The sequence below is a fragment of the Nocardia sp. FBN12 genome, assembly GCF_050320175.1.
In the GTDB taxonomy this organism is placed as follows: Bacteria; Actinomycetota; Actinomycetes; order Mycobacteriales; family Mycobacteriaceae; genus Nocardia.
Window position 1 is genome coordinate 3,786,357 of the sequence record NZ_CP190048.1, and the last position, 21,727, is coordinate 3,808,083.

The window sequence follows — 21,727 nt, forward strand, 5'->3', positions numbered from 1 at the left end:
GGGTGCCTACGAACCCGACGATGACCGACTCCCTGCTCACCGCGCTGTGCCCGGACTTGCGCACCGCGCTGATCCGGGTCGGGTACGACGCCGACACGCTGGTGGAGGCGTTGGGGCCGGATGTGCATGCGGCACTGAGCCGTTCGGAGCCGGTGCCGGTGCGCCGGGCCGCGCGAGCGGCAGGTGAGCTCGGCACGCTGGTGCGGTTGTTGCTACTGGGCGACGTGTTGCCGGAGCGTGCGGTCGCGGCCGCGCTGGCGCCGGTGCGCATCGACGCGGCGGTGGCGGCTGGGCTGCTCACGCGCGAGGGTGACGAGGTCAGGGCGGCGCTGGATCTGCGACCGCTCGATGCCGGCGCGGGTACGCGGTGGATCCTGTCCGATCTCGACGATTCGATGCGGCGGCGCACGCTCACCGCCGACCACGTCCTCGGCGTCGGGCACGCGTCACTGTCCTTGCTGCGCGCGACGCCGACAGAACCTGTCGGCACCGTGCTGGATCTGGGCACCGGCTGCGGCGTGCAAGCCGTACACGCGGCCGGTTACGCGGGCCGGGTCACCGCGACCGACGTCAACGCACGGGCCCTGTGGCTCGCGCGGGCCACGGCCGCGCTCAACGAACTCGACATCGAGCTCGTCGAGGGGTCCTGGTTCGAGCCGGTGGCCGGGCGGCGTTTCGATCAGGTCGTGGCCAATCCGCCGTTCGTGGTTGGCCCGGGTCGCATCGAACACACCTACCGCGACTCCGGGCTCGCCCTTGACGGCGCCAGCGAACTGGTCATCGGGCAGGCGCCCGAGCTGCTTGCCCCCGGCGGCACCGCGGCCATGCTCGCCGCCTGGGTGCACGTGGACGGCGAGGACTGGCGCCACCGTGTGTCGAGCTGGTTGCCCGCGCACGGCGTCGACGCGTGGATCGTGCAGCGCGATGTCGCCGATCCCGCCCTCTATGTCGGCACCTGGCTGCGCGACGCGGGCCTCGACCCCCGTGATCCGGCCGCCCAGGAGCAGGCGGCGCGGTGGCTCGACGCTTTCGAGGCCGCCGACGTCGAGGGCGTGGGTTTCGGGTTCGTCTATCTGCGGGCGATCGACGGCCCCACCGAACTCCTCGCCGAGGACCTCACCCACGGTTTCGACGACCCCCTCGGCACGGAAGTGGCCGGCTACTTCGCGCGATCGGCGTGGCTGCGCGCGGTGGCCACCGACGAAAACCTCGCGTGGACATCCCGTTTCGCGCCGAGCCCGGCGACCGCACTGGAACGGGTGTTCCTGCCCGGCGAGTTCGGCTGGACCGAGCAGGTGGCCCGGCTGCATCGCGGCGACGGACCGCGCTGGCAGCACGAAGTCGATGAGACGACGGTCGCCCTGGTCGCGGGAATGCGGCCCGACGGGCTGCCGTTGTACGAACTGATCGAACTACTCGCGCTCGCCGACGGAGCCGAGCAGGTCACGCCGGAATTCGCCGCACAGGCACTCGGTGTGGTCGCCGGACTCGTCCGCCACGGACTCGTGCGGCCCGTCTGAGGCTCCCGTCGGTAGGGGTGAGTTCCGACCACGGCCCTCTTCTCAGGAACTTCTCAGCCGTTGGGGTGGGAACCAGCAGCTCAGAGCGGTTTATCGACCGCGGGATCGGGAACTTTCTCTAAGTCGGGTCCGTTGATCGGAGTAAGACACCACCGACAGGAGGCAAGTCATGACAAGCCCCGCCACCACTCGCTTGCGCCCCAGCGAGGCCGATATCGACGCCCAGAGCCCCGCAGCCGATCTGGTACGCGTGTACCTCAACGGAATCGGACGCACGGCACTGCTCACGGCGGCCGACGAGGTCGAATTGGCCAAGCGCATCGAGGCGGGCCTGTACGCCCAGAACCTGCTCGATACCGGTAAGCGGTTATCGCCGGCTCGCAAGCGTGATCTGCTGATCCTGGTCCGCGAGGGCAATGCCGCCCGCTCGCACCTGCTCGAGGCCAACCTGCGCCTGGTCGTCTCCCTGGCCAAGCGCTACACCGGCCGTGGCATGCCACTGCTCGACCTCATCCAGGAGGGCAACCTCGGACTCATCCGCGCGATGGAGAAGTTCGACTACGCCAAGGGCTTCAAGTTCTCCACGTACGCCACCTGGTGGATCCGGCAGGCCATCACCCGCGGCATGGCCGATCAGAGCCGCACCATCCGGCTGCCCGTGCACCTGGTCGAACAGGTGAACAAGCTCGCCAGGATCAAGCGTGAACTGCACCAGCAGCTGGGCCGTGAGGCCACCGACGCCGAACTCGCCAACGAATCGGGCATCCCGGAGGGCAAGATCGCCGATCTGCTCGACCACAGCCGCGACCCGGTGAGCCTGGACATGCCCGTCGGCAACGACGAGGAGGCCCCGCTCGGCGACTTCATCGAGGACTCCGAGGCCACCTCCGCCGAGAGCGCCGTGATCGCGGGCCTGCTGCACCACGACGTGCGCAGCGTCCTCGCCACCCTCGACGAGCGCGAGCAGCAGGTCATCCGCCTGCGCTTCGGCCTCGACGACGGCCAGCCGCGCACCCTCGACCAGATCGGCAAGCTGTTCGGCCTGTCCCGTGAGCGGGTCCGCCAGATCGAGCGCGAGGTCATGTCCAAGCTGCGCAAGGGCGACCGCGCCGACCGGCTGCGCGCCTACGCCAGCTGATCCTCCGAACTCGACGGCCCCGCGGGGTCGTCTGCCCAAACGCCGACCGGCGACCGCGCATCCCTCCCCCTCCGGGTCGCGAGCCGGTCGGCGTTGTTCGTTCCACCGGCCGCACGCACCATCTCGCAGTCACCTCGATCGGCCGATCACCGGTCGTGCAGGTCGGCACGTCAGTGCCCGGCACAAGCCGAGGCCACGCCGCTGGGCGGGTCGGTCGGTACCGCTTCAGGCCAAGCGGCGCGGGCCTGTGTCGAAGCGGCTGGGTTCGGGGCCGATGCGGGCTCGTGCGTAGATGATCTCGGCCGATGCCGGGGCGGCGAGGACGGGGTCGCAGGACAGTTCGCGCATCTGGGGGATGTCGTCGAACAGTGCCGAAATGCGTTGGGCCAGTTCGGCCAAGGCAGCTTTGTCGACACCTGTCCGGCCTGGTCCTTCCGACAGCAGGGGTGCCGCGCGCGGTGCGTCGATGAGCGCGGTCGCCTCCTCCTCGGTCAGCGGGAGTGCACGGTAGGCGCGGTCGCCGAGCAGGTCGATGATCATGCCGGACAGGCCGAATTGGATAACCGATCCGAACGAGGGGTCGTCGGTGACCCGCAGGACGCAACCGACACCCTTGGTCGCCATTTTCTGCACGTGCAACAGCGGATCTCCGCAGATCTCCACCAGATCCGTGTAGGCCTGGCGGACGGCGTCCGGTCCCCACAGATCCAGGCGAACGCCGATCAGATCCGGTCTGCGCCGCCACAGCTCCCCTGTGGCCTTGGCCGCGACCGGATATCCGAGCTCCGCGGCGGCGGCAACAGCCTGCTCGGCGTCGCGCACCGCCCGGAACTCCACCACGTCGATGCCGTAGCACCCCAGCAGCCGCGCCGCCTCCTCGTCGGTGAGCCACCGCCCGCCCGATTCCGCCAGCCAGCCCGCCACCAATTCCTCGGCGGCCGCGGTGTCGATCCCCTGCGGGCGAACCACCGGGGAGATCGGCCGGTCACGCCAGCGCGCGTATCGATCGACCCTGGCCAGCGCACGCGCGGCCCGCTCCGGGTCCGGGTAGGACGGGATGGATCCACGCGCCGGCGCCCCCGCGGTGGTCCGCACCGCCAGCTGGCGCGGAATCCCCGATTCCGCGACAAACGTGGTGAGCACCGGCTTGCCCGGCGCCGCCGCGGCGGCCGCCCGCAGCGCGTCCCCGAAACCCTCCATCGGTACCGGAACAGGCGGGGCGACCACCACGATCACCGCGTCGACCTCGTCGCTGCGCAGCGCGGCGAGCACCGCTTCCCTGAAGTCGGCCGGCGTCGCCTCCGGTCCGAGGTCGACCGGCCCGTCCACGACCGGGCTGTCCACACCCGGCTCGATGGGCCCAGCGGTGTCCAGATCCCGCTCGACGGGCTCGGCAGCGTCCGCACCACGGTCTGCCCGCCGGGCACTACGCACGCCCCACGAGGTCCGGCCGACGCGATCTGGTCCCCACCCCACCCCACCCCGTCCGGCCCGCCGGCCAACACGATCTGCACGACCGGAATCCCGCTCGGTCGGCTGGGCGCTGTCCGCGCCCCACCCGTCCGGCCCGTCACTCTGCGCATCCGTCGGCCGGGCACCTTGCGCTCCGTGCTCGGTCGGGCGGGCACCGGGACCCCGGTCGACGGCGGTGACGGGCCGATGCACTCTGAGCCCTTCGCTGCGGGCGGCGTCGATGGCCAGCCAGTTCAGCGCGGCACTGTTGCCGACCACCGCGACCCTTGGCCCCTTCGGCAGCGGCTGACAGGCCAGCAGGGCAGCGCAATCGAACAGTTCGGAGATGGAGTCGACCTGGATGATTCCGGCCTGACCGAAGAGATCACGGACCACAGTGCGGTCCATGTCGGCACCTGCCGCGAGACGGCCACTGCTCACCGCGACGATCGGTTTGCCGCGGGCGACGCGGCGTGCCAGCCGGGAGAACTTGCGCGGGTTACCGAAGCTCTCCAGATACAGCAGGATCACTTCGGTGTCGGCAGCGGTGTCCCAGTACTGGAGCAGGTCGTTGCCGGACACATCGGCTCGGTTGCCCGCCGAGACGAACGTCGACAGGCCCAGGTTGCGGGCCGCGGCCTCGCCGAGAATCGCCGCGCCGAGGGGACCGGACTGGCAGAAGAAGCCGATCCTTCCGCGCTGGGGAAGCACGGGGGCCAGGGTCGCGTTGAGGCCGACAGCCGGGTCGGTGTTGGCGATGCCGAGCGCGCTGGGGCCGACCACCCGCATACCGTGCCCGCGTGCCGCGGCGACCAGGTCGTGTTCGGCGGCCAACCCGGCTGCCCCGGTCTCGCCGAAGCCCGCGGTCAGCACGACCAGACCCTTGACGCCTTTGGCCATGCAATCGTCGAGAACGGCCCCGATCGCGGCGGGCGGCACCGCCACCACCGCCAGGTCCACCTCGTCGGGAATCTCGCGCACCGTGGCGTACGCGCGCACGCCACGCACCGAACGCCGGTGCAGATTCACCGGGAACACCGGCCCGCTGAAACCGCCGGCGAGCAGGTTCGCCAGCACGGCACCGCCGACGCGCGTCTGTTCCGGCGACGCACCGATCACCGCGACCGAACTGGGCGCGAGCAGGTTGCCGACGCTGCGCGCCTCTGAGGCCGCCTCGCGCGCGTCCCGCACGGTGCGCAACGCCTCGGTGGGGTCGATGGCGAATTCGAGGTGCACTTCGGAACCGTCGCGGCTGCGCTGCAGTTGATAACCCGCCTCACGGAAGACCGTGATCATGGCCTCGTTCTCGGCCAGCACCTCGGCGACGAACGCGACCACCTCGTTCTCGGCGGCGGCCCCGGCCAGGTGCTCGAGCAGCACCGAGCCGAGCCCGCGCCCCTGATGCTCGTCGGCGACCACGAAGGCCACCTCGGCCGCGCGTGGGCCCTGCCGGGCGAGCAGTTCGTAGCGGGCCACGCCGATGATGGCGGGGCCGAGCACCGCCACGAGTCCGACCCGATCGCGGTAGTCGACGTGGGTGGTGCGGTACATGTCCTTCGGCGAGATCTGCGGGTACGGACCGAAATAGCGCAGATACCGGGTGCGGTCGGACAGGCCGGTGTGAAAGGCAGCGAGTGCGTCGGCATCGGCGGGCATGATCGGGCGCACCCGGACGACACCACCGTCGGCGGCGAGTACATCGCCGTACCAATGCTGGGGTGGCGCAGGCGGATTCGCCGGTGTGTCGGCGGTATCGGGCAGCAGTGGCTCAGTCACGGGGGTCCTCCGGGTCGAGTCCGAGCAGGCCGAAACTCGCCCGCCGGGTGGCCGTGATGGCGGTGTCGACCGCGCGCTGCGCGCGGATCTGGCCCGCGACGCCGATCTCCGGTGTGCCGCCTGGTCCGTCCCAGGCGCGGTAGTCGGTGTCGCCGCCGTCGCCCATCGTGGTCGGTGGTTGTACGCGCGGCGCGGACGCACGCACCTGTTCGATCCAGTCGGCGGGCACCGGCGTTTCGGGGGCCAGGGGCCGGTCGAGTGCCGCGGCGAGCAGATGAGTCCAGGCTCGCGGTACCACCCGCACCACGCCGTATCCCCCGCCGCCGACGGCCAGCCACCGTCCCTCGGCGTACTCGTCGGCCAGGTCGCGCATCGCCAGGAAGGCCGCCCGCTGGCCGTCGACGGTGAGTTCCAGGTCGGCCAGTGGATCTTCGCGGTGGGTGTCGACACCGCATTGGCTGATGATGATCTGCGGCCGGAACGCGGCCACCGCACCGGGCACCACCGCGTGAAACCCTCTCAGCCACTGCGCATCCCGCGTGCCCGGCAGCAGCGGCAGGTTGATCGAGGTGCCTTCGGCCGCCCCGACGCCGGTCTCCTCCGGCCAGCCGGTATTGGGCCACAACGTCGCCGGATGCTGATGCATCGATACGGTGAGCACACGGGGATCGGCGTAGAACGCGCGCTGCACGCCGTCGCCGTGATGGACGTCGACATCGAGATAGGCGATGCGGTCGAAGCCGTGGTCGAGCAGCCAGGAGATGGCGATCGCGGCATCGTTGTAGACGCAGAACCCCGCCGCCGAATCCGGCATGGCGTGGTGCATTCCACCGCCGATGCTCACCGCCCGCCGGGTCCGGCCCGCCGCGATCTCCCGTGCGGCGGCGAGGGTGCCGCCGACGATCACCGACGCCGCCTCGTGCATGCGCGGAAACACCGGATTGTCGGCGGTTCCGAGCCCGTAGACGGCGTCCTCGGCCGTCGGCGGCCCCTGCCCTGCCCGGCGCACCGCCTCGATGTAGGAGCTGCTGTGGACCCGCATCAGGTCGGCCTCGGTCGCCGCATCGGGTGCCAGCGGCTCGACACCATCGAGAACACCTAAGCTTTCGGCCAGTGACATGGTGTACCGCAGGCGCGCCGGCTTCATCGGATGCTCCGGACTCCAGGTGTAGCCGAGGAATCGCTCGGTCCACACGACGGTCCCTGCGGGTTCGCTGCGCGGCGACGTGACCATGCTCGCCACGCTAGCCGGAAGCAGCAGCCCCCGTGTGGCGTTGACATGCAGTAGAAATAGGGCCGCTGGTCCGACGGGCGGACCGGCGTTCGCGCGTGGGTAGAATTCGTGCAGACGAAGGGGTATCAGGTGAAGGATCTGGTCGACACCACGGAGATGTATCTCCGTACCATCTACGACCTCGAGGAAGAGGGCGTGGTGCCCTTGCGGGCGCGGATCGCCGAACGCCTCGAGCAGAGTGGTCCGACGGTGAGCCAGACGGTCGCGCGGATGGAGCGCGACGGCCTGTTGCTCGTCGCCGGCGACCGCCATCTCGAGCTCACCGACAAAGGCAGGTCCATGGCCGTGTCGGTGATGCGCAAGCACCGGCTCGCCGAGCGGTTGCTGGTCGACATCATCGGTTTGGACTGGGAGAACGTGCACGCCGAGGCGTGTCGCTGGGAGCACGTGATGAGCGAGGAGGTGGAACGACGCCTGATCGAGGTGCTCAACCACCCGACCACCTCGCCCTACGGCAACCCCATTCCCGGTCTGGACGAACTCGGCCTCGCCGACGCGCCCGCCGCCGAGGAGAAGCTGATCCGGCTCTCCGATCTGCCCAACGGCGCGCTGCACGCGGTGGTCGTGCGCAGACTGGCCGAGCACATCCAGACCGACCCGGAGGTCATCGGTCGGTTGCGTGAGGCGGGCGTGGTGCCCGATGCCCGCGTTACCGTGGAGACCAAGCCGGGTGCGGTGCTGATCACGGTGCCGGGCCACAGCGGTTTCGAACTGTCCGAAGAGATGGCGCATGCCGTCCAGGTGAGGCTGGTCTGATACGTGAAACTTCTTGTCACCGGCGGCGCCGGCTACGTGGGCGGCGTCTGCGCCGCAGTGCTGCTCGAAGAGGGCCACGAGGTGGTCGTCGTCGACGACCTCTCGACCGGTAACGCCGACGGCGTCCCCGCCGGCGCCCGATTCGTCGACGGCGACATCGCCGTGGCGGCGCCCGACCTGCTGCGCGCCGAATCCTTCGACGGCGTCCTGCATTTCGCGGCGCAGTCGCTGGTCGGTGAGTCGGTGGAGCAACCGGAGAAGTACTGGCACGGCAATGTGGTGAAGACGCTGACGCTGCTCGAGGCGATCCGCGAGACCGGCACGCCGCGCCTGGTGTTCTCCTCCACCGCCGCGGTGTACGGCGAGCCCGAGCAGGTCCCGATCACCGAGGCCTCGCCCACTCGCCCCACCAACCCCTACGGTGCGAGCAAGCTGGCCATCGATCACGCCATCACCTCCTACGCGGCGGCGCACGACCTGGCCGCGACCAGCCTGCGCTATTTCAATGTGGCGGGCGCGTATGCCGGGCTCGGCGAGAACCGGGTCGTGGAAACGCATCTGATTCCCCTCGTGTTGCAGGTGGCGCTGGGTCACCGCAAGGCCATTTCGGTGTACGGCACCGACTGGCCGACGGCGGACGGTACGTGTGTGCGTGACTACATCCACATCCGCGATCTGGCGCAGGCACACCTGCTCGCGCTGTCGTCGTCGCAGCCGGGCACGCACCGGATCTGCAACCTCGGTTCGGGCACGGGTTTCTCGGTGCGCGAAGTGATCTCGGCGTGTGAGCGGGTCACCGGTCTGCCGATCGAGACGATCGACGCGCCGCGCCGCGCGGGCGATCCGGCTGTGCTGATCGCCTCCAGTGATCGCGCGGTCGCCGAACTGGGCTGGCGCCCCGAGCACAACGACCTCGACGAGATCGTCTCCGACGCCTGGGATTTCCTGCGTTCGCTCGGCACGAAAGCCCACAGCACCCGCTGAATCACACCAGCACCCGCTGAATCAATCAACGGCGGCCGCCGCACGTCGACAGCGGCCGCCGGATCGCCTGTCTCACAGGGCGATCGGGCCGATATCGACCCCGAGGTCGGCTGCGATCCGGTGACCGCAGTGTGCGAGTTTACGTAGCCGTTCAGGCCGCAAACCGGTCTGCAGCGAGGTCTCCAGCAGCACCGCCATCGAATGCTCGGCGTCGGCCTCCACCGCGGCGGCGATCGCCACGCCGGCGAACGGCCCGTCACCGCGCAGGTAGGCGCTGAAGCCGAGCAGGGCCGCGGCCTCGGCGCGATCGCGCCCCGGCGTCGCCCTGGCCAGCTGGGCCCACAGCAACTCGGCTGCTTCGGCGTGGTCGCCCAGCGCCAGCCCGTACATGGCGTCGCGGATCGGCCGGTCGCGCAGGGTCGCGGCCAACCGCGCGAGTTCGCGTTCGGCACGCGGGGCACCGGAGGCCGTGTCGGCGATCTGCCACAGCACCCATTCCAGTGCCCGTCGCTGGTAGGCCGACACGGTGCCGGCGCGCGTCGCCGCCGTGAGCCCACCCCGGTATCGCGCGTCCGCCTCCGCGAGCTGGGCACGCACCCGCGCGCTCAGCAGGTCATCGGGAATCATCAGCGCGGTCATCTCGTGGCGGGAACCGCGGATCTGTTTGCCGTCCAGGACATGTGAGACCGCGACGATCGAGGACGAAGGATCGGCGACAAGGCCGGTCCCGAACGTGCCGAACACGCTGCGATAGCGCTCGCCTGCCGCGATCGCGGGCACCGACCAGGCACCGCGAACATCGATGCCGTCATCGGCCAGCACCGCGACCAGATCCGCCGCACGCAAGACTTCCTCACCCTCGAACTCGGCGCGGTCCTCGACGAAGACGGCGAGTACCCCGGTGGCCTCTTCGCGCAGGCAGATCGAGCCGAGGCAGGCGATGAACTGGTCGAGAAGCCGCATGTCGGTGGTCACATCGAGGTCGAAACGCACTACCGCCTCGATCGCCTCGGCGGCCCCGCCCGCCACCTCGTGCAGCACGGCGACGACGAGGGATCGTTCCGGGACGAAGCCGAGCATCGCGGGCAGGGCCGCGATCAGTTCGCCGGGTTCGTCGACCCGCAGCGGTGGGCGCGGCAGCCCGCCTGGGTAGCGGGGCGTGGATTCGGCGCAGCCGAGCGCGCGGGGAAACGGTCCGGTGCGCTTGGCCCGGCGGGTGGAGTTCGTCGAAGGCGTCATGGCTCCACCGTGCCCGTTGCCTACCGCACCACCGGTGCGGCGACCTGGACTTTCATCCGCCCTGTGAGTAGCGCCGAAGCTGTGGAGTAATCCCGGTCCCGGCGATGCGCCGCGAACGAATCTGTCACCGCCTCGTGGTAGAGGCTTCAGCTACCGCGCACGGAGGCAACGGTTGTCGCGAACATTTCGTCGACGGCGGCCGTATCCGGTTGCCCCACACCGAAAGTCATCGATGTCACGGTGATCCGTACGTCGCCGATCTGCCCGATCGAGGTCTGCATAGTCTGGGTCAGCCCGGCCCCGCCGACATCGGGAACCACGGTGCGCCGCAACGCTATCGCGTCGTCGGCCCCTGGCGGCACGACTTGGTCGAGCACGGTGGTGACGGTCGAGCCCGCCCCTGCCCGGGAAACGTGGATCTGCCCGCATCTGCTGAGCTGCTCGCGCAAGCGAGAAATCAGCTCGGCACTGCGCGACAATTCGACCGTCAGCGTCGCACGGCTCACCTCGTCGGACCCGACGGCCACCGCCGCAGGCTCCCCACCTGGCTCGATTTCGGTCGGTGTGCACTCCGCCGGGCGCACAGTGGCGCCTGCCCCCACGCCGTCGAGATCACCCGCGGCGGCCGATGCGGCCTGCGCGGGCAGCACCACCGCCGGGTACCGCGCCGGAAACCGCGCCGGCGACGGCAGCAGGTCGGCCAGCGCACCGTCGACCTGTCGTACCGACACCGCGCTCTCGGCGACCGGCGTCCCGCTGACGCTGTCCCCACACCCCGTCAGCACGAACGACACCGCCGCCAACCCCAGCCACCAACGGCGCAGGCCAGGATCACCCGCGCGGATCGGTGTCGCCTGCGCCACGTTCACCCTGTCCACTGTGCCCCACCTCGTCGTTCGGCCCGCTGACGCCACGCCGGGTGGGAGCGCGCGCGACGCGTAGACCGCCGCCAGCAGCCCGGTCGCGACACCCAACGGGAATGCAGGCGACGTGCATGATGTTGTCTACCAGGACGAGCCGTCCCCGGCCGTGTGTGATGGCACTGCTCGCGTGGGGGACAATGGAGATCCGCTTCCCCACCCCCGCGAGCGATGGTGGACCGCGCAGGAAGGAGAAACGCGATGGATGACCAGTCGCATATGTACGAACTGGAGTTCCCGGCCCCGCAGTTGTCCGCGGACGACGGCGCGGGCCCCGTGCTGGTGCACGGCCTCGAAGGGTTCACCGATGCCGGGCACGCCGTGCGCTTGGCGACCACTCACCTGCGCGAGAGCCTCGAATCGGAGCTGGTGGCGTCCTTCGACGTCGACGAACTGCTCGATTACCGTTCCCGGCGCCCGCTGATGACGTTCAACACCGATCATTTCGCCGATTACGCCGAACCGGAACTGAACCTGTGGGCGCTGCGCGACACCGCGGGCACCCCGTTCCTGCTGCTCTCGGGCCTTGAACCGGATCTGCGCTGGGAGAAGTTCACCACCGCGGTGCGGCTGCTGGCCGAACAGCTCGGCGTGCGCCGCACGATCGGCCTTTCGGCGATCCCGATGGCGATTCCGCACACCCGTCCGCTCGGTGTCACCGCGCACTCCTCGGATCGTTCGCTGATCGGCGAGCACCAGCGCTGGCCGGGCGAGTTGCAGGTGCCGGGCAGCGCGTCGTCGCTGCTCGAGTACCGGATGGCACAGCACGGCCACGAATCGCTCGGGTTCTCGGTGCATGTGCCGCACTACCTAGCCCAGACCGATTACCCCGAGGCCGCGCAGACGCTGCTGGAGAATTTCGCCGACAACGCGGGCCTCGACCTGCCGCTCTCGGCGCTGGGTGAGGCGGCCGCGCGCGTGCGTGAGCAGGTCGCCGAGCACATCGCGGGCAACGAGGAGGTGGAGACGGTCGTCACGGCGCTGGAACGCCAGTACGACAGCTTCGTCACCGCTCAGGAGCAGCAGTCCAGCCTGTTGGCCGCCGACGGCGAACTGCCCAGTGGCGAGGAGCTCGGCGCCGAGTTCGAGCGCTTCCTGGCCGAGCAAGGTGGTTACGACGACACCTCCGGCAGCGGTAAGGACTGACCCGCCGCACCCACTAGGGTGGTCGGAGTGGATCTGACCGACCTGCTGGAAATTCCCGGAACCGACGCCGACGCACTCTACGAGTCGTTCGCGGCGTGGGCCGCCGAGCAGGGCACCACCCTGTATCCAGCGCAGGACGAGGCGCTGATGGAGTTGGCGTCGGGTTCGAACGTCATTCTGGCGACCCCGACCGGCTCCGGAAAGTCTCTGGTGGCGGTCGGCGCGCACCTGTTCGCCATGGCCAACGGACAGCGCAGCTACTACACCGCGCCGATCAAGGCCTTGGTCAGCGAGAAGTTCTTCGCGCTGTGTGAGGTGTTCGGCGCGGAGAACGTCGGCATGGTGACCGGTGACGCGGCGGTCAACGCCGACGCCCCGATCATCTGCGCCACCGCCGAGATCCTGGCGAACCTGGCCCTACGCGAGGGCGCGGCGGCCGAGGTCGGCCAGATCGTGATGGACGAGTTCCACTTCTACGCCGACCCGGACCGCGGCTGGGCGTGGCAGGTGCCGATCATCGAGCTCCCCCGCGCCCAGTTCCTGCTGATGTCGGCGACGCTGGGCGAGGTGGACTTCTTCGCCACCGATCTCGAGGCACGCACCGGCCGTTCGACCACGGTGGTCGCGGGCACCGAACGTCCTGTCCCCCTGACGTTCTCGTACGTGCGTACCCCCATCACCGAAACCCTCGAAGAGCTGGTGACCACCCACCAGGCGCCGGTCTACGTCGTGCACTTCACCCAGGCCGCCGCGCTCGAACGCGCGCAGGCGCTGACGAGCGTGAACTTCGCCTCCCGCGCCGAGAAGGACGCGATCGCCGCCGCCATCGGCGATTTCCGGTTCGCCTCTGGCTTCGGCAAGACCCTGTCACGCCTGATCCGCCACGGCATCGGCGTGCACCACGCGGGCATGCTGCCCAAATATCGCCGCCTGGTGGAGAAGCTCGCCCAGGACGGCCTGCTGAAAGTGGTGTGCGGCACCGACACCCTCGGCGTCGGCATCAACGTCCCGATTCGCACCGTGCTGCTCACCGGCCTCACCAAATACGACGGCGTGCGCACCCGCAGGCTCAAAGCCCGTGAGTTCCACCAGATCGCCGGGCGCGCGGGCCGCGCGGGCTACGACACCATGGGTACCGTGGTGGTGCAGGCGCCCGAACACGAGGTGGAGAACACCCGCCTCGTCGCCAAGGCGGGCGACGACCCGAAGAAGCAGCGAAAAGTGGTGCGCCGCAAGCCGCCCGAGGGTTTCGTCTCATGGAGCGAGGAGACCTTCGACCGTCTCATCGCCGCCCCGCCGGAGCCGATGGTGTCGCGCTTCGCGGTGACCAACTCGATGCTGCTCAACGTGATCGCCCGCCCCGGCAACTGCTTCTACGCCATGCGCCACCTGCTCGAGGACAATCACGAGCCGCGTCCCGCGCAACGCAAACACATCCTGCGCGCCCTGCGGCTCTACCGTTCGCTGCGCGACGCCGGTGTGGTGCAACAACTTTCCGAACCCGATGCGAAGGGCCGGATGGCACGGCTCACCGTCGACCTGCAACGCGATTTCGCGCTCGATCAGCCGCTGTCGCCGTTCGCGCTGGCCGCGTTCGACCTTCTCGATCGCGAAAGCCCTACCTACACAATCGATGTCGTCTCGCTGATCGAGGCCACCCTCGAGGACCCGCGCCAGCTGCTGATGGCCCAGCAGCACAAGGCCCGTGGCGTCGCCGTCAACGAAATGAAGGCCGACGGTATCGAGTACGAGGAGCGCATGGAACTCCTCGAGGAAGTCACCTGGCCCAAGCCCCTGGCCGAGCTGATCGATCCGATGTTCGAGACCTATCGTGCCGGTCACCCCTGGGTGTCGGAATTCGCGCCGTCACCGAAGTCGGTGGTGCGCGACATGGTCGAGCGCGCGATGACCTTCGCCGAACTGATCTCGCACTACGAACTGACCCGCTCCGAAGGCGTGGTGTTGCGCTACCTCGCCGACGCCTACCGCGCCCTGCGCCGCACCGTGCCCGACGCCGCCCGCACCGAAGACCTCGACGACCTCACCGAATGGCTCGGCGAACTGATCCGTCAGGTCGACTCGAGCCTCCTGGACGAATGGGAACAGCTCACCAACCCCGGCGCCGAGAACGACGCCCAGCAGATCGCGTTCGGCGCCGAAACGGTGCGCCCGATCACCGCCAACGAACGCGCCTTCCGGATCATGGTGCGCAACGCCATGTTCCGCCGGGTGGAGCTGGCGTCGCGCCGCCGCTGGTACGAACTGGACCAGCTCGGCACCGGCCCCGACTGGGCCGAGGACTTCGCGCCCTATTTCGACGAGTACGCCACGATCGGCACCGGTCCCGACGCGCGCGGCCCACAGCTGTTCCAGATCGAGCAGCGGCCCGGTTTCTGGCACGTGCGCCAGGTGATCGACGACCCGGCGGGCGATCACGGCTGGGCACTCACGGCGATCGTGGACCTCGAGGAATCCGACGCCGCGGGCGAGGTCGTGTTCGACGAGGTCACAGTCACCGCAGGCTGAGTAATACCAGTTGCCTATGACGAATATGACGAATGTTTGACGGATTCGTTGTTGGGTAGGCGCCGCTGATAGTCTCTCCCGGCCGCCGACCGAAAGTTCACCGTGCCCGAATCTCCGTACCTTGTCATCGACCCCGAGCGGGTACGTGCCAACTACCGAACCCTCGACGCCGCCGTCGCTGTCGGCACCAGGATCCGGTACGCGGTCAAGGCAGCGCCGGTGGCGGAACTGATCACCCTGCTCGACGACGAAGGCGCCGAATTCGACGTCGCCAGCATCGGCGAGATCGACCAGTGCCTCGAGCTGGGCGTCGCCCCCGAGCGCCTCTGCTACGGCAACCCGATCAAGAAGAGCGCCCACATCGCGCGCGCCTTCGCCCTCGGCGTGCGCCGCTACGCCTTCGACACCGAAGACGACCTCGACCGCATCGCCTCCCACGCCCCCGGCGCCGAGGTGGAATGCCGGTTCCTGTCGAGCGCCCCCGAGTCACGCACCCCGTTCGGCACCAAGTTCGGCTGCGCGCCCGCCGAGGCCCTTCGCCTGCTGGTGCGCGCCCGCGATCTGGGCCTGACGGTCGGCGGCCCGTACTTTCACGTCGGCTCCCAGCAGCTCGACCCCGCCGCCTGGCGGATCGGCATCGAGCAGGCCGGTGAGATCGTGAAAGCATTGGCGGACAAGGGCATTCATGTCGGCGCCGTGAACGTGGGCGGCGGGCTGCCGATCTCCTACGCCGACGCCGCCCCCGAGCTCGCCGCGATCGCGGCGGCCATCGGAGCTGCCGCCGCCGAGTTCCTGCCCGCGGCCACCGGCCTGATCGTGGAACCCGGCCGTGCGCTGGTGGGTAACGCGGGCACCATCCACGCCGAGGTCGTCGGCGTGCGTTTCGCGCCGGATGGCCGGCGCTGGGTGTATCTCGACATCGGCCGATACAACGGTATGGCCGAGACCGAGAACGAGTACATCGCTTACCGTTTCGTCACCGATCGCGACGGCGATCCGGTCGACGAGGCAGTTGTCGCGGGTCCGACCTGCGACGGCGACGATGTACTGTATCAACGCACGAAGGTCCTTCTGCCGACCACGTTGCGAGCCGGTGACCGGATTCAGATCCTGCACACCGGCGCCTATACCGCGAGTTATTCGTCGGTGTCCTTCAATGGTTTTCCGCCCTTGACCGTTCATGTCTCGGGCGCTGAGCGAGAGTGAGTTTGCCATGACGGCGGAATTCACCGGCTGGCACGTGCTGGCCGAGTTCGGTGGCGTCGACACAGATCTGTGTGACGATCTCGAACGACTCGAATCGGCGTTGCGTGAGTCTCTGCTCGCGGCGGGCGTCACCATCTGCGAAGTCGTCCATAAAAAGTTCGATCCGCAGGGGGTGACCGTCCTCGCGCTGTTGGCGGAGTCTCACGCCTCGATTCACACCTATCCGGAGTCCGGCGACATCTTCGTCGACGTCTTCACCTGCGGCAGCATCGGTGCGGGCGCGACGAAAGCAGTCGACTTGCTCCGAGACAAGTTGTCCCCCACCACAGTTCGGATGCAGACGGTCCAGCGTGGCCACGGCGCCGAGAAGATCTACGAACCGGTGGGCGACGGCCTGACCCGGATCTGGGATCTGCACGAGGTGATCGTCGATACGAACACCCCGTTCCAGCACATGGTGATCGCGCGGACTGACCAGGGCATCTCCCTGTTCTCCGACGACGACCGCCAGTCCACCGAGTTCTCCCAGATCACCTACCACGAGGCCATGATGGTCCCCGCGTTCGTGCTGGCGGAGAAGCTCGATCGGGTGCTGATCATCGGTTCCGGTGAGGGTGTGGCCTCGCAGATGTCGGTGGCGGCCGGGGCGACCCTGGTCGACCATGTCGACATCGATCAGCGCGAAGTGGAGCTGTGCGCCGAGCACCTGCCCTACGGCTACACCACCGCCGAGCTCACCGCCGCGGTGGCGCACGAGGGCCCGATCCACGTGCACTACGCCGACGGCTGGGACTTCCTGGCCAAGGCCCAGGAAGCGGGTACCCGCTACGACGTGATCGTCATCGATCTGCCCGACGAGCGCGTCGAAGACGCCCAGCACAATCGCCTCTACGAGTCGGAGTTCCTGTCCCGGTGTAAGGCGCTGCTGGCACCCGGCGGCGTGCTGACGGCCCAGGCCGGTTGCGCGACGATGTGGCGCAACGAAACGCTGAAGCGCTCGTGGGGCCGTTTCCAGGAGCAGTTCGCCACCGTGGTCCCCTACGGCAGCGATGAGCACGAGTGGACCTTCCTGTTCGGCCTGAACGAGAAGATCGACGACCCGGTCCGCGGCATGCGCGACCGTCTCGCCCTGCTCCCCTACCGCGCCGAGACCATCGACGCGCGGGCCTTGGAGCGCGGCGCGATCGAGCCGTACGCGCTGCGCGGCCAGTAGTAAACCGCGCCGCCAGCGGGCCGGGACGCGTGATGCGCCCCGGCCCGCTGTCATCTCCGTCGGCGAAACCGGCACGGGCAGGCACTGTTGCTTGGCACCATGCGAGGACCGAGTTTCGACAGAATCGAGTCCGCCCATGAAGCCGACACCGTTGTCCGCACCCGGTCTGATGCCGGTGCGCCGCCCGTCCGACCACCGCCCCCGCCTCGACGCGCTGTCCGCGGCGGGAACCACCGAATTCCGCGGGCTGTTCGCCGGAGCGCCCGACGTGACGGCGGCCGACTTCGCGCGGCTCGACGGTGACGTGACGATGCGTTCGTTCCCCGGTTCGGGCGAGCGACTACTCGGAACGGCGATGGCTCGGCCGTCGTACTTCTGGGTGGCCAAATCGTTTCGTCACGTGGACGAGATGGCGATCGGCCACAATGTCTTCCGCCTGCTGGGCGGCATGCGTGCGTTGAATTTCGTCGCCACGGTGGGTGATTCGGTGATCGACGGACGACCGGCAGTGCTGTTCGACTACGACGATCCTCGGGTGGGCTCCCGCAGACCCGCCCGGCGGATCTACGACGAACTGCGCGAGATCGAACCGGATCTGTGGCTGGGACCGAGCTACTTCTCGACGCGGAGCAAGCGAATCCCGATGGGCTGGTTCGCACTCGACGCCTCGGTGCCGTTCGACGGACTCGCCTGAGTTCGGTGAGCCGGGCGGTTGTCCCGGCTCACCGATCACTTCAGTCCTGCGTCGCGTGCTTGGCCCGGAACTCGGCGACGTTCAGCCCGCCCACACCCCAATCCGTCAGCGGCACTTCATCGATCACCACGAAGGTGAGGTTGGGGTCCTTCCCGAGCACATCGAAGAGCAGATCGGTGACGCCCTTGATGAGCTGCGCCTTCTGCTCGGTGGTGACCCCTTCATCGGTGACTTTGATGTTCACGTACGGCATGGCGTGTCCTTTCGATGGGTGCAGCTCTTCCAGGATGACCGCAGGACGAGCCGCTGCGCACCCGAATACGTTGTGCAGGAACCTTTTTCACTGACTCAGGCGGCCCGGCCGGAGCGGAAGCCGCCGTCGACGGGCAGGATGTGGCCGGTGACGAACTCGGCGTCGGTGAGATAGAGCACGGCCGCGGTGGTGTCGGCGACCTCACCGATCCGGTTCAGCAGTGCCAGTGCGCCCGAGGCGGTTTCGTCGCCGGCACCGAAGAGCGGGGTGCGGATGATGCCGGGCGCCACGGCGTTCACCCGGATGTTCGCGGGCGCGAGTTCGGCCGCGAGGCTGGTGGTGAGCGCGTGCACGCCACCCTTGCTGATGAGCGCGGCCGAGGCGGGCAAGCCGGTGATGGCATGGTCGATGAGGACCGTGCCGATATTGACGACACTGCCGCCGCCCCCTTGGGCGAGCAACTGCCGGACGACGGCCTGGGTGGTGAAGTAGGTGCCCTTGAGGTTGCCGCCGAGGTAGCGATCGAGTTCGGCCTCGGTGACCTCGACGAACGGCGTGGCTCCGAAGACACCCGCGCTGTTGACCAGGGCATCGACCCGATCGAACCGATCGAGTGCGGTCCGCACGTACGCGGAACCCGTGGCGGGCGAGCCGATGTCACCGATCACGGTTGCCACCTGGTCGGGTGCGGCGAGTTCGGCGGCGACCTCGGCGAGCTTGTCCGCGTCGCGCCCGCCGAGAACTACGTTGTCGCCACGGGCGACGAGAGCACGAGCGACATCACGCCCGATGCCGCTGGAACCACCGGTCACCACGACTGTCTTCGATGTGGACATGAACTGATCCTTTCGAGCAATATACGACCGGTCGTCTATGAATGGCGACCGAAGAACGGCAGGCCCGAAGGCCGACGATGATGGTCACGGCACCAGATGGGCGCCGACGGGAGTTACGGCCGGAAGTAGTCGTCGAGCAGGCGCCGCAAACACTTGTCGAGCGGTGCGATGGTGCGGTCGATCTTCATCCTGATGACCGCACCCTCCCAGGATTCGAGAAGAAGGTCCGCCAGGTCAACGGCGTCGATGTCGGCGCGCACGGTGCCCTGCGCCTGCGCCTCGCGCAGAGCACCGGCGATACCGTCGCGCCAGACCGCCCACGCGCTCGACAGCGACTGCCGCAGTAGCTCACTGCCTTCCAGCTCCCCGCCGAGGTTGGCGATCAGGCAGCCACCGGTGTACTCGGCGGCGACGAAATCTTCGGTCAGGGTCGCGAAGAAGGCCCGGATGCCACTGAGCGGGTCCGATGCCGCGGCGAAGGCGGCGGTGAGATTGCGCCGCACGCACTGCGAGTGATGCTCGATCACCGCCTGCGCGAAGCTCTCCTTGCTGTCGAAGTAGTTGTAGAACGAGCCTTTCGGCACCCCGACCTTGTCGAGCACCTGCTTGATGCCGGTGCCGTGATAGCCGTTGGACAGCAGGCCGACCGCGCCCTCCTCGATGAGAAGCGCCCTCGTGTCGTCACTGCGCCGTGGTCGTGCCATACGAAGGACTATACGACCGGTCGTCTATGAATGGCAAGGTGAATGTCCGCGACCTCAGTCGTCATCGACACCGCGTGCGGCCAGCGCTTCACCCATCGCGTCGGCGGTCCGCAGCGCCCGCACCAGCACGGGCGTGACCAGTGCGGTCGCCGACCACGACACCCCCCTGGCGCGCCGCGCCTCGCCGACATCGTGGACGATCTGCGCCAGCAACGGAACGCATCGAATGGCCAGCGCGAGAAGCAGACTCACCCGCTCCGGGTTCACTCCCACGCGACGCAGCGGGCCCAGCGCGCGAGTCAAGGCGTCCAACATGGCCGTTACCCGCGTGGTCACCGTGACCAGCGCGGCGAGCGCCACCGATACGAGCAGTACCCCGCACACCACCAGGGCCCGCCCCGGCGAGGTGGTGAGCAGCTGAAACGCCCCGATGATCGCCGTCATCCACAGCACCGGGCGCACCTGGGCGAAGGCCACCCGCCAGGAGATGCGCGCGAGCGCGAACAAGCCCGCCACCAGCGCCACCGCGATCAGCACACCGAGCGGACCGCGCACGAACACCGTCATCACGAGGATCGCGACCAGCAACAGCGCCAGTTTCACCCCCGCGGGCATCCGGTGCGGCAGCGAGTCGCCGGGGCAGTACAGACCGATCATTCGATCAGTTGCCGATATGCGTCGATCGCCGCCACCGGCGGACCGTCGAACACGACGGAACCGTTGTCCAGCACCACGACTCGATCGAATCCGTCGAGCAGCCCGAGCTGATGGGTCACCACGATCACCTGCTGATCGAGGGAGTTCAAGGCCTGCGATACCCGCCGCGCGTTGCGCAGATCGAGCAGCGTGGTCGGTTCGTCGGCGACGATCACCTCGGGCTCGCGAATCAGCGCGGAACCGATGGCCAGTAGCTGTTTCTGCCCGCCGGAGAGCAGGTGCGCCGGATGGTCGGTGTGCGCGGCGAGGCCGAATCGGTCGAGCATCCGCCGCACGCGGACCGCGATGTCGTCCTTGCTCAGGCCGCTGCGGCGCAGGGAGAACGCGAGGTCCTCGGCGACCGTCGGCATCACGATCTGGGTGTCGGGGTCGGTGAATACGAAGCCCACCTTGCGCCGCACCTGCGCACCCTTGCGGGCGACGTCGAGTCCGTCGACGGTGACGGTGCCGGTGGATGGCTTCAGCAGTCCGTTGAGCATCCGGGCCAGCGTCGATTTGCCGGACCCGTTGGCACCGATGAATCCGACCCGGCGTTCGGTGATCCGCAGGTCGATATCGCGCAGCACGGTGCGCTCACCGAAACGGTGCCCGACCGCGCTGACGACGATCTCGCTCACGCGGACCGGGGACCGATCAGCCCGGGATACGCGCGATGTACACCCTTCGCGACGACCGTGGCGATCACGACCTTGGCCAGGTCGCCGGGTATGAACGCGAAATTGGTCGACAAGGCCGCCCACGGGCCGAGATCGGTGCGCACCAGCAGTCCCGCGGTGCCGAACAGGTAGATGATCACGATGCCGCCGAGGGCGTTGATCAGCAGACCGAACACGAGCGGATACTTCGGCAGGATCATGGCGGTCAGCAGCCCGATGACCAGCGTCGCCGGAATCCAGCCGATCAGGTACCCGGCCGTCGGCGAAGCCAGCGCGGTGAGCCCGGTGCGACCACCGGACAGCAGTGGCAGCCCGATCATGGTCAGCGCGATGAACACCGCCACCGCGGCCGTGCCCTTGCGGGCGCCGAGGATGGCGCCGGTGAGGATCACTCCGAGGGTCTGCAGCGTGATCGGCACCCCGCTGAACCCGACGGTGATCGCACCGGGCAGGCCGAGGGCGGCGATCAGGGCCGCGAACACCGCGATCTGGGCCATGTCCCGTGCGGCGAACCCGGTCACCGGCTTCGCATTCTTCTCGACTTCAGGCACGGCAAGCATCCTTCACGGCAGAATTGAACAACGTTCAAAGTAACAGGTGATCAGGCAGGCGCCGCAACCGGACGACACAGTGGAGGATGTCGCCCCCGCGCTGGATCGACTACGCTCTACAGGTTGGAACAACTCGGATGGCACGC

General features: G+C 68.7%; 19 protein-coding genes. 9 read left to right on the forward strand and 10 right to left on the reverse strand.

Annotated elements, in window-relative coordinates; all coding sequences use genetic code 11:
* Window positions 1–20: 20 nt before the first annotated feature.
* Both ACQHI0_RS18215 and ACQHI0_RS18220 read left to right on the forward strand, forming a co-directional pair.
* A complete protein-coding gene (locus ACQHI0_RS18215; RefSeq protein ID WP_427903073.1) occupies window positions 21–1,520 on the forward strand; it encodes a DUF7059 domain-containing protein in 1,500 nt (499 codons plus the stop codon).
* A 169-nt stretch (window positions 1,521–1,689) separates the two neighbouring features.
* Window positions 1,690–2,658 carry a sigma-70 family RNA polymerase sigma factor gene (locus tag ACQHI0_RS18220; protein WP_266291027.1) on the forward strand — a complete coding sequence of 323 codons (969 nt, stop codon included), beginning with the start codon at window positions 1,690–1,692 and terminating at the stop codon, window positions 2,656–2,658.
* A 225-nt stretch (window positions 2,659–2,883) separates the two neighbouring features.
* Here the strand turns inward: ACQHI0_RS18220 and ACQHI0_RS18225 are convergent, their stop codons facing one another.
* Both ACQHI0_RS18225 and ACQHI0_RS18230 read right to left on the reverse strand, forming a co-directional pair.
* Window positions 2,884–5,886 carry a GNAT family N-acetyltransferase gene (locus tag ACQHI0_RS18225; protein WP_427903074.1) on the reverse strand — a complete coding sequence of 1,001 codons (3,003 nt, stop codon included), beginning with the start codon at window positions 5,884–5,886 and terminating at the stop codon, window positions 2,884–2,886.
* A complete protein-coding gene (locus ACQHI0_RS18230; RefSeq protein ID WP_427903075.1) occupies window positions 5,879–7,120 on the reverse strand; it encodes an acetoin utilization protein AcuC in 1,242 nt (413 codons plus the stop codon). The genes ACQHI0_RS18225 and ACQHI0_RS18230 overlap by 8 nt, the downstream gene beginning before the upstream one ends.
* A gap of 129 nt (window positions 7,121–7,249) precedes the next feature.
* Between ACQHI0_RS18230 and ACQHI0_RS18235 the strand changes: the two genes are divergently transcribed.
* Window positions 7,250–7,936 (forward strand): iron dependent repressor, metal binding and dimerization domain protein, encoded by a 687-nt coding sequence (locus tag ACQHI0_RS18235; protein WP_427909205.1) that lies wholly within the window; start codon window positions 7,250–7,252, stop codon window positions 7,934–7,936.
* Window positions 7,937–7,939: 3 nt separating this feature from the next.
* Window positions 7,940–8,920, forward strand: a complete 981-nt coding sequence (gene galE / locus ACQHI0_RS18240) for a UDP-glucose 4-epimerase GalE (protein WP_427903076.1) — start codon at window positions 7,940–7,942, stop codon at window positions 8,918–8,920.
* Between the two features lie 72 nt (window positions 8,921–8,992).
* On the opposite strand, the gene ACQHI0_RS18245 is transcribed toward galE, so the two are convergent.
* Window positions 8,993–10,159 (reverse strand): DUF4192 domain-containing protein, encoded by a 1,167-nt coding sequence (locus ACQHI0_RS18245; protein ID WP_427903077.1) that lies wholly within the window; start codon window positions 10,157–10,159, stop codon window positions 8,993–8,995.
* Between the two features lie 146 nt (window positions 10,160–10,305).
* Window positions 10,306–11,028, reverse strand: coding sequence for a sensor domain-containing protein (locus ACQHI0_RS18250; protein ID WP_427903078.1), 723 nt, complete (start codon window positions 11,026–11,028; stop codon window positions 10,306–10,308).
* A 252-nt stretch (window positions 11,029–11,280) separates the two neighbouring features.
* On the opposite strand from ACQHI0_RS18250, the gene ACQHI0_RS18255 reads away from it, so the two are divergent.
* From ACQHI0_RS18255 to ACQHI0_RS18275, 5 genes are all read left to right on the forward strand, one after another.
* On the forward strand, window positions 11,281–12,225 hold the full coding sequence (locus tag ACQHI0_RS18255; protein ID WP_427903079.1) for a PAC2 family protein: 945 nt from the start codon (window positions 11,281–11,283) through the stop codon (window positions 12,223–12,225).
* A 27-nt stretch (window positions 12,226–12,252) separates the two neighbouring features.
* Window positions 12,253–14,751, forward strand: a complete 2,499-nt coding sequence (locus ACQHI0_RS18260; protein WP_427903080.1) for a DEAD/DEAH box helicase — start codon at window positions 12,253–12,255, stop codon at window positions 14,749–14,751.
* Window positions 14,752–14,853: 102 nt separating this feature from the next.
* Window positions 14,854–15,957 carry a type III PLP-dependent enzyme gene (locus ACQHI0_RS18265; protein WP_427903081.1) on the forward strand — a complete coding sequence of 368 codons (1,104 nt, stop codon included), beginning with the start codon at window positions 14,854–14,856 and terminating at the stop codon, window positions 15,955–15,957.
* A 7-nt stretch (window positions 15,958–15,964) separates the two neighbouring features.
* Window positions 15,965–17,170, forward strand: coding sequence for an adenosylmethionine decarboxylase (gene speD / locus ACQHI0_RS18270; RefSeq protein ID WP_427903082.1), 1,206 nt, complete (start codon window positions 15,965–15,967; stop codon window positions 17,168–17,170).
* Window positions 17,171–17,306: 136 nt separating this feature from the next.
* The gene (locus ACQHI0_RS18275; protein ID WP_427903083.1) at window positions 17,307–17,864 is read left to right on the forward strand and encodes a hypothetical protein; all 558 of its coding nucleotides are present in this window, start codon (window positions 17,307–17,309) and stop codon (window positions 17,862–17,864) included.
* 40 nt (window positions 17,865–17,904) lie between these two features.
* Here ACQHI0_RS18275 and ACQHI0_RS18280 read toward each other — a convergent pair whose 3' ends face one another.
* From ACQHI0_RS18280 to ACQHI0_RS18305, 6 genes are all read right to left on the reverse strand, one after another.
* Window positions 17,905–18,117: a tautomerase family protein gene (locus ACQHI0_RS18280; protein WP_427903084.1), complete on the reverse strand. Its 213-nt coding sequence runs from the start codon at window positions 18,115–18,117 to the stop codon at window positions 17,905–17,907.
* A 95-nt stretch (window positions 18,118–18,212) separates the two neighbouring features.
* Window positions 18,213–18,953, reverse strand: coding sequence for an SDR family NAD(P)-dependent oxidoreductase (locus tag ACQHI0_RS18285; protein ID WP_427903085.1), 741 nt, complete (start codon window positions 18,951–18,953; stop codon window positions 18,213–18,215).
* A gap of 113 nt (window positions 18,954–19,066) precedes the next feature.
* A complete protein-coding gene (locus ACQHI0_RS18290) occupies window positions 19,067–19,657 on the reverse strand; it encodes a TetR family transcriptional regulator C-terminal domain-containing protein (protein WP_427903086.1) in 591 nt (196 codons plus the stop codon).
* Window positions 19,658–19,711: 54 nt separating this feature from the next.
* Complete coding sequence (locus ACQHI0_RS18295; protein WP_427903087.1) at window positions 19,712–20,314, reverse strand: energy-coupling factor transporter transmembrane component T family protein; 603 nt, start codon at window positions 20,312–20,314, stop codon at window positions 19,712–19,714.
* Window positions 20,311–20,991 carry an energy-coupling factor ABC transporter ATP-binding protein gene (locus tag ACQHI0_RS18300; RefSeq protein ID WP_427903088.1) on the reverse strand — a complete coding sequence of 227 codons (681 nt, stop codon included), beginning with the start codon at window positions 20,989–20,991 and terminating at the stop codon, window positions 20,311–20,313. The genes ACQHI0_RS18295 and ACQHI0_RS18300 overlap by 4 nt, the downstream gene beginning before the upstream one ends.
* Window positions 20,988–21,590, reverse strand: a complete 603-nt coding sequence (locus ACQHI0_RS18305) for a biotin transporter BioY (RefSeq protein WP_427903089.1) — start codon at window positions 21,588–21,590, stop codon at window positions 20,988–20,990. Before ACQHI0_RS18305 ends, ACQHI0_RS18300 begins: the two co-directional genes overlap by 4 nt.
* Between the last annotated feature and the right edge of the window lie 137 nt (window positions 21,591–21,727).

Bases quoted from the DNA above. Each gene is read 5' to 3' on its own strand.
- ACQHI0_RS18215 (WP_427903073.1), top strand. From the start codon at position 21: ATGACCGACTCCCTGCTCACCGCGCTGTGCCCGGACTTGCGCACCGCG.
- ACQHI0_RS18220 (WP_266291027.1), top strand. From the start codon at position 1,690: ATGACAAGCCCCGCCACCACTCGCTTGCGCCCCAGCGAGGCCGATATC.
- ACQHI0_RS18230 (WP_427903075.1), bottom strand. From the start codon at position 7,120: ATGGTCACGTCGCCGCGCAGCGAACCCGCAGGGACCGTCGTGTGGACC.
- ACQHI0_RS18245 (WP_427903077.1), bottom strand. From the start codon at position 10,159: ATGACGCCTTCGACGAACTCCACCCGCCGGGCCAAGCGCACCGGACCG.
- ACQHI0_RS18255 (WP_427903079.1), top strand. From the start codon at position 11,281: ATGGATGACCAGTCGCATATGTACGAACTGGAGTTCCCGGCCCCGCAG.
- speD (WP_427903082.1), top strand. From the start codon at position 15,965: ATGACGGCGGAATTCACCGGCTGGCACGTGCTGGCCGAGTTCGGTGGC.
- ACQHI0_RS18275 (WP_427903083.1), top strand. From the start codon at position 17,307: ATGAAGCCGACACCGTTGTCCGCACCCGGTCTGATGCCGGTGCGCCGC.
- ACQHI0_RS18280 (WP_427903084.1), bottom strand. From the start codon at position 18,117: ATGCCGTACGTGAACATCAAAGTCACCGATGAAGGGGTCACCACCGAG.
- ACQHI0_RS18285 (WP_427903085.1), bottom strand. From the start codon at position 18,953: ATGTCCACATCGAAGACAGTCGTGGTGACCGGTGGTTCCAGCGGCATC.
- ACQHI0_RS18290 (WP_427903086.1), bottom strand. From the start codon at position 19,657: ATGGCACGACCACGGCGCAGTGACGACACGAGGGCGCTTCTCATCGAG.
- ACQHI0_RS18295 (WP_427903087.1), bottom strand. From the start codon at position 20,314: ATGATCGGTCTGTACTGCCCCGGCGACTCGCTGCCGCACCGGATGCCC.
- ACQHI0_RS18305 (WP_427903089.1), bottom strand. From the start codon at position 21,590: ATGCTTGCCGTGCCTGAAGTCGAGAAGAATGCGAAGCCGGTGACCGGG.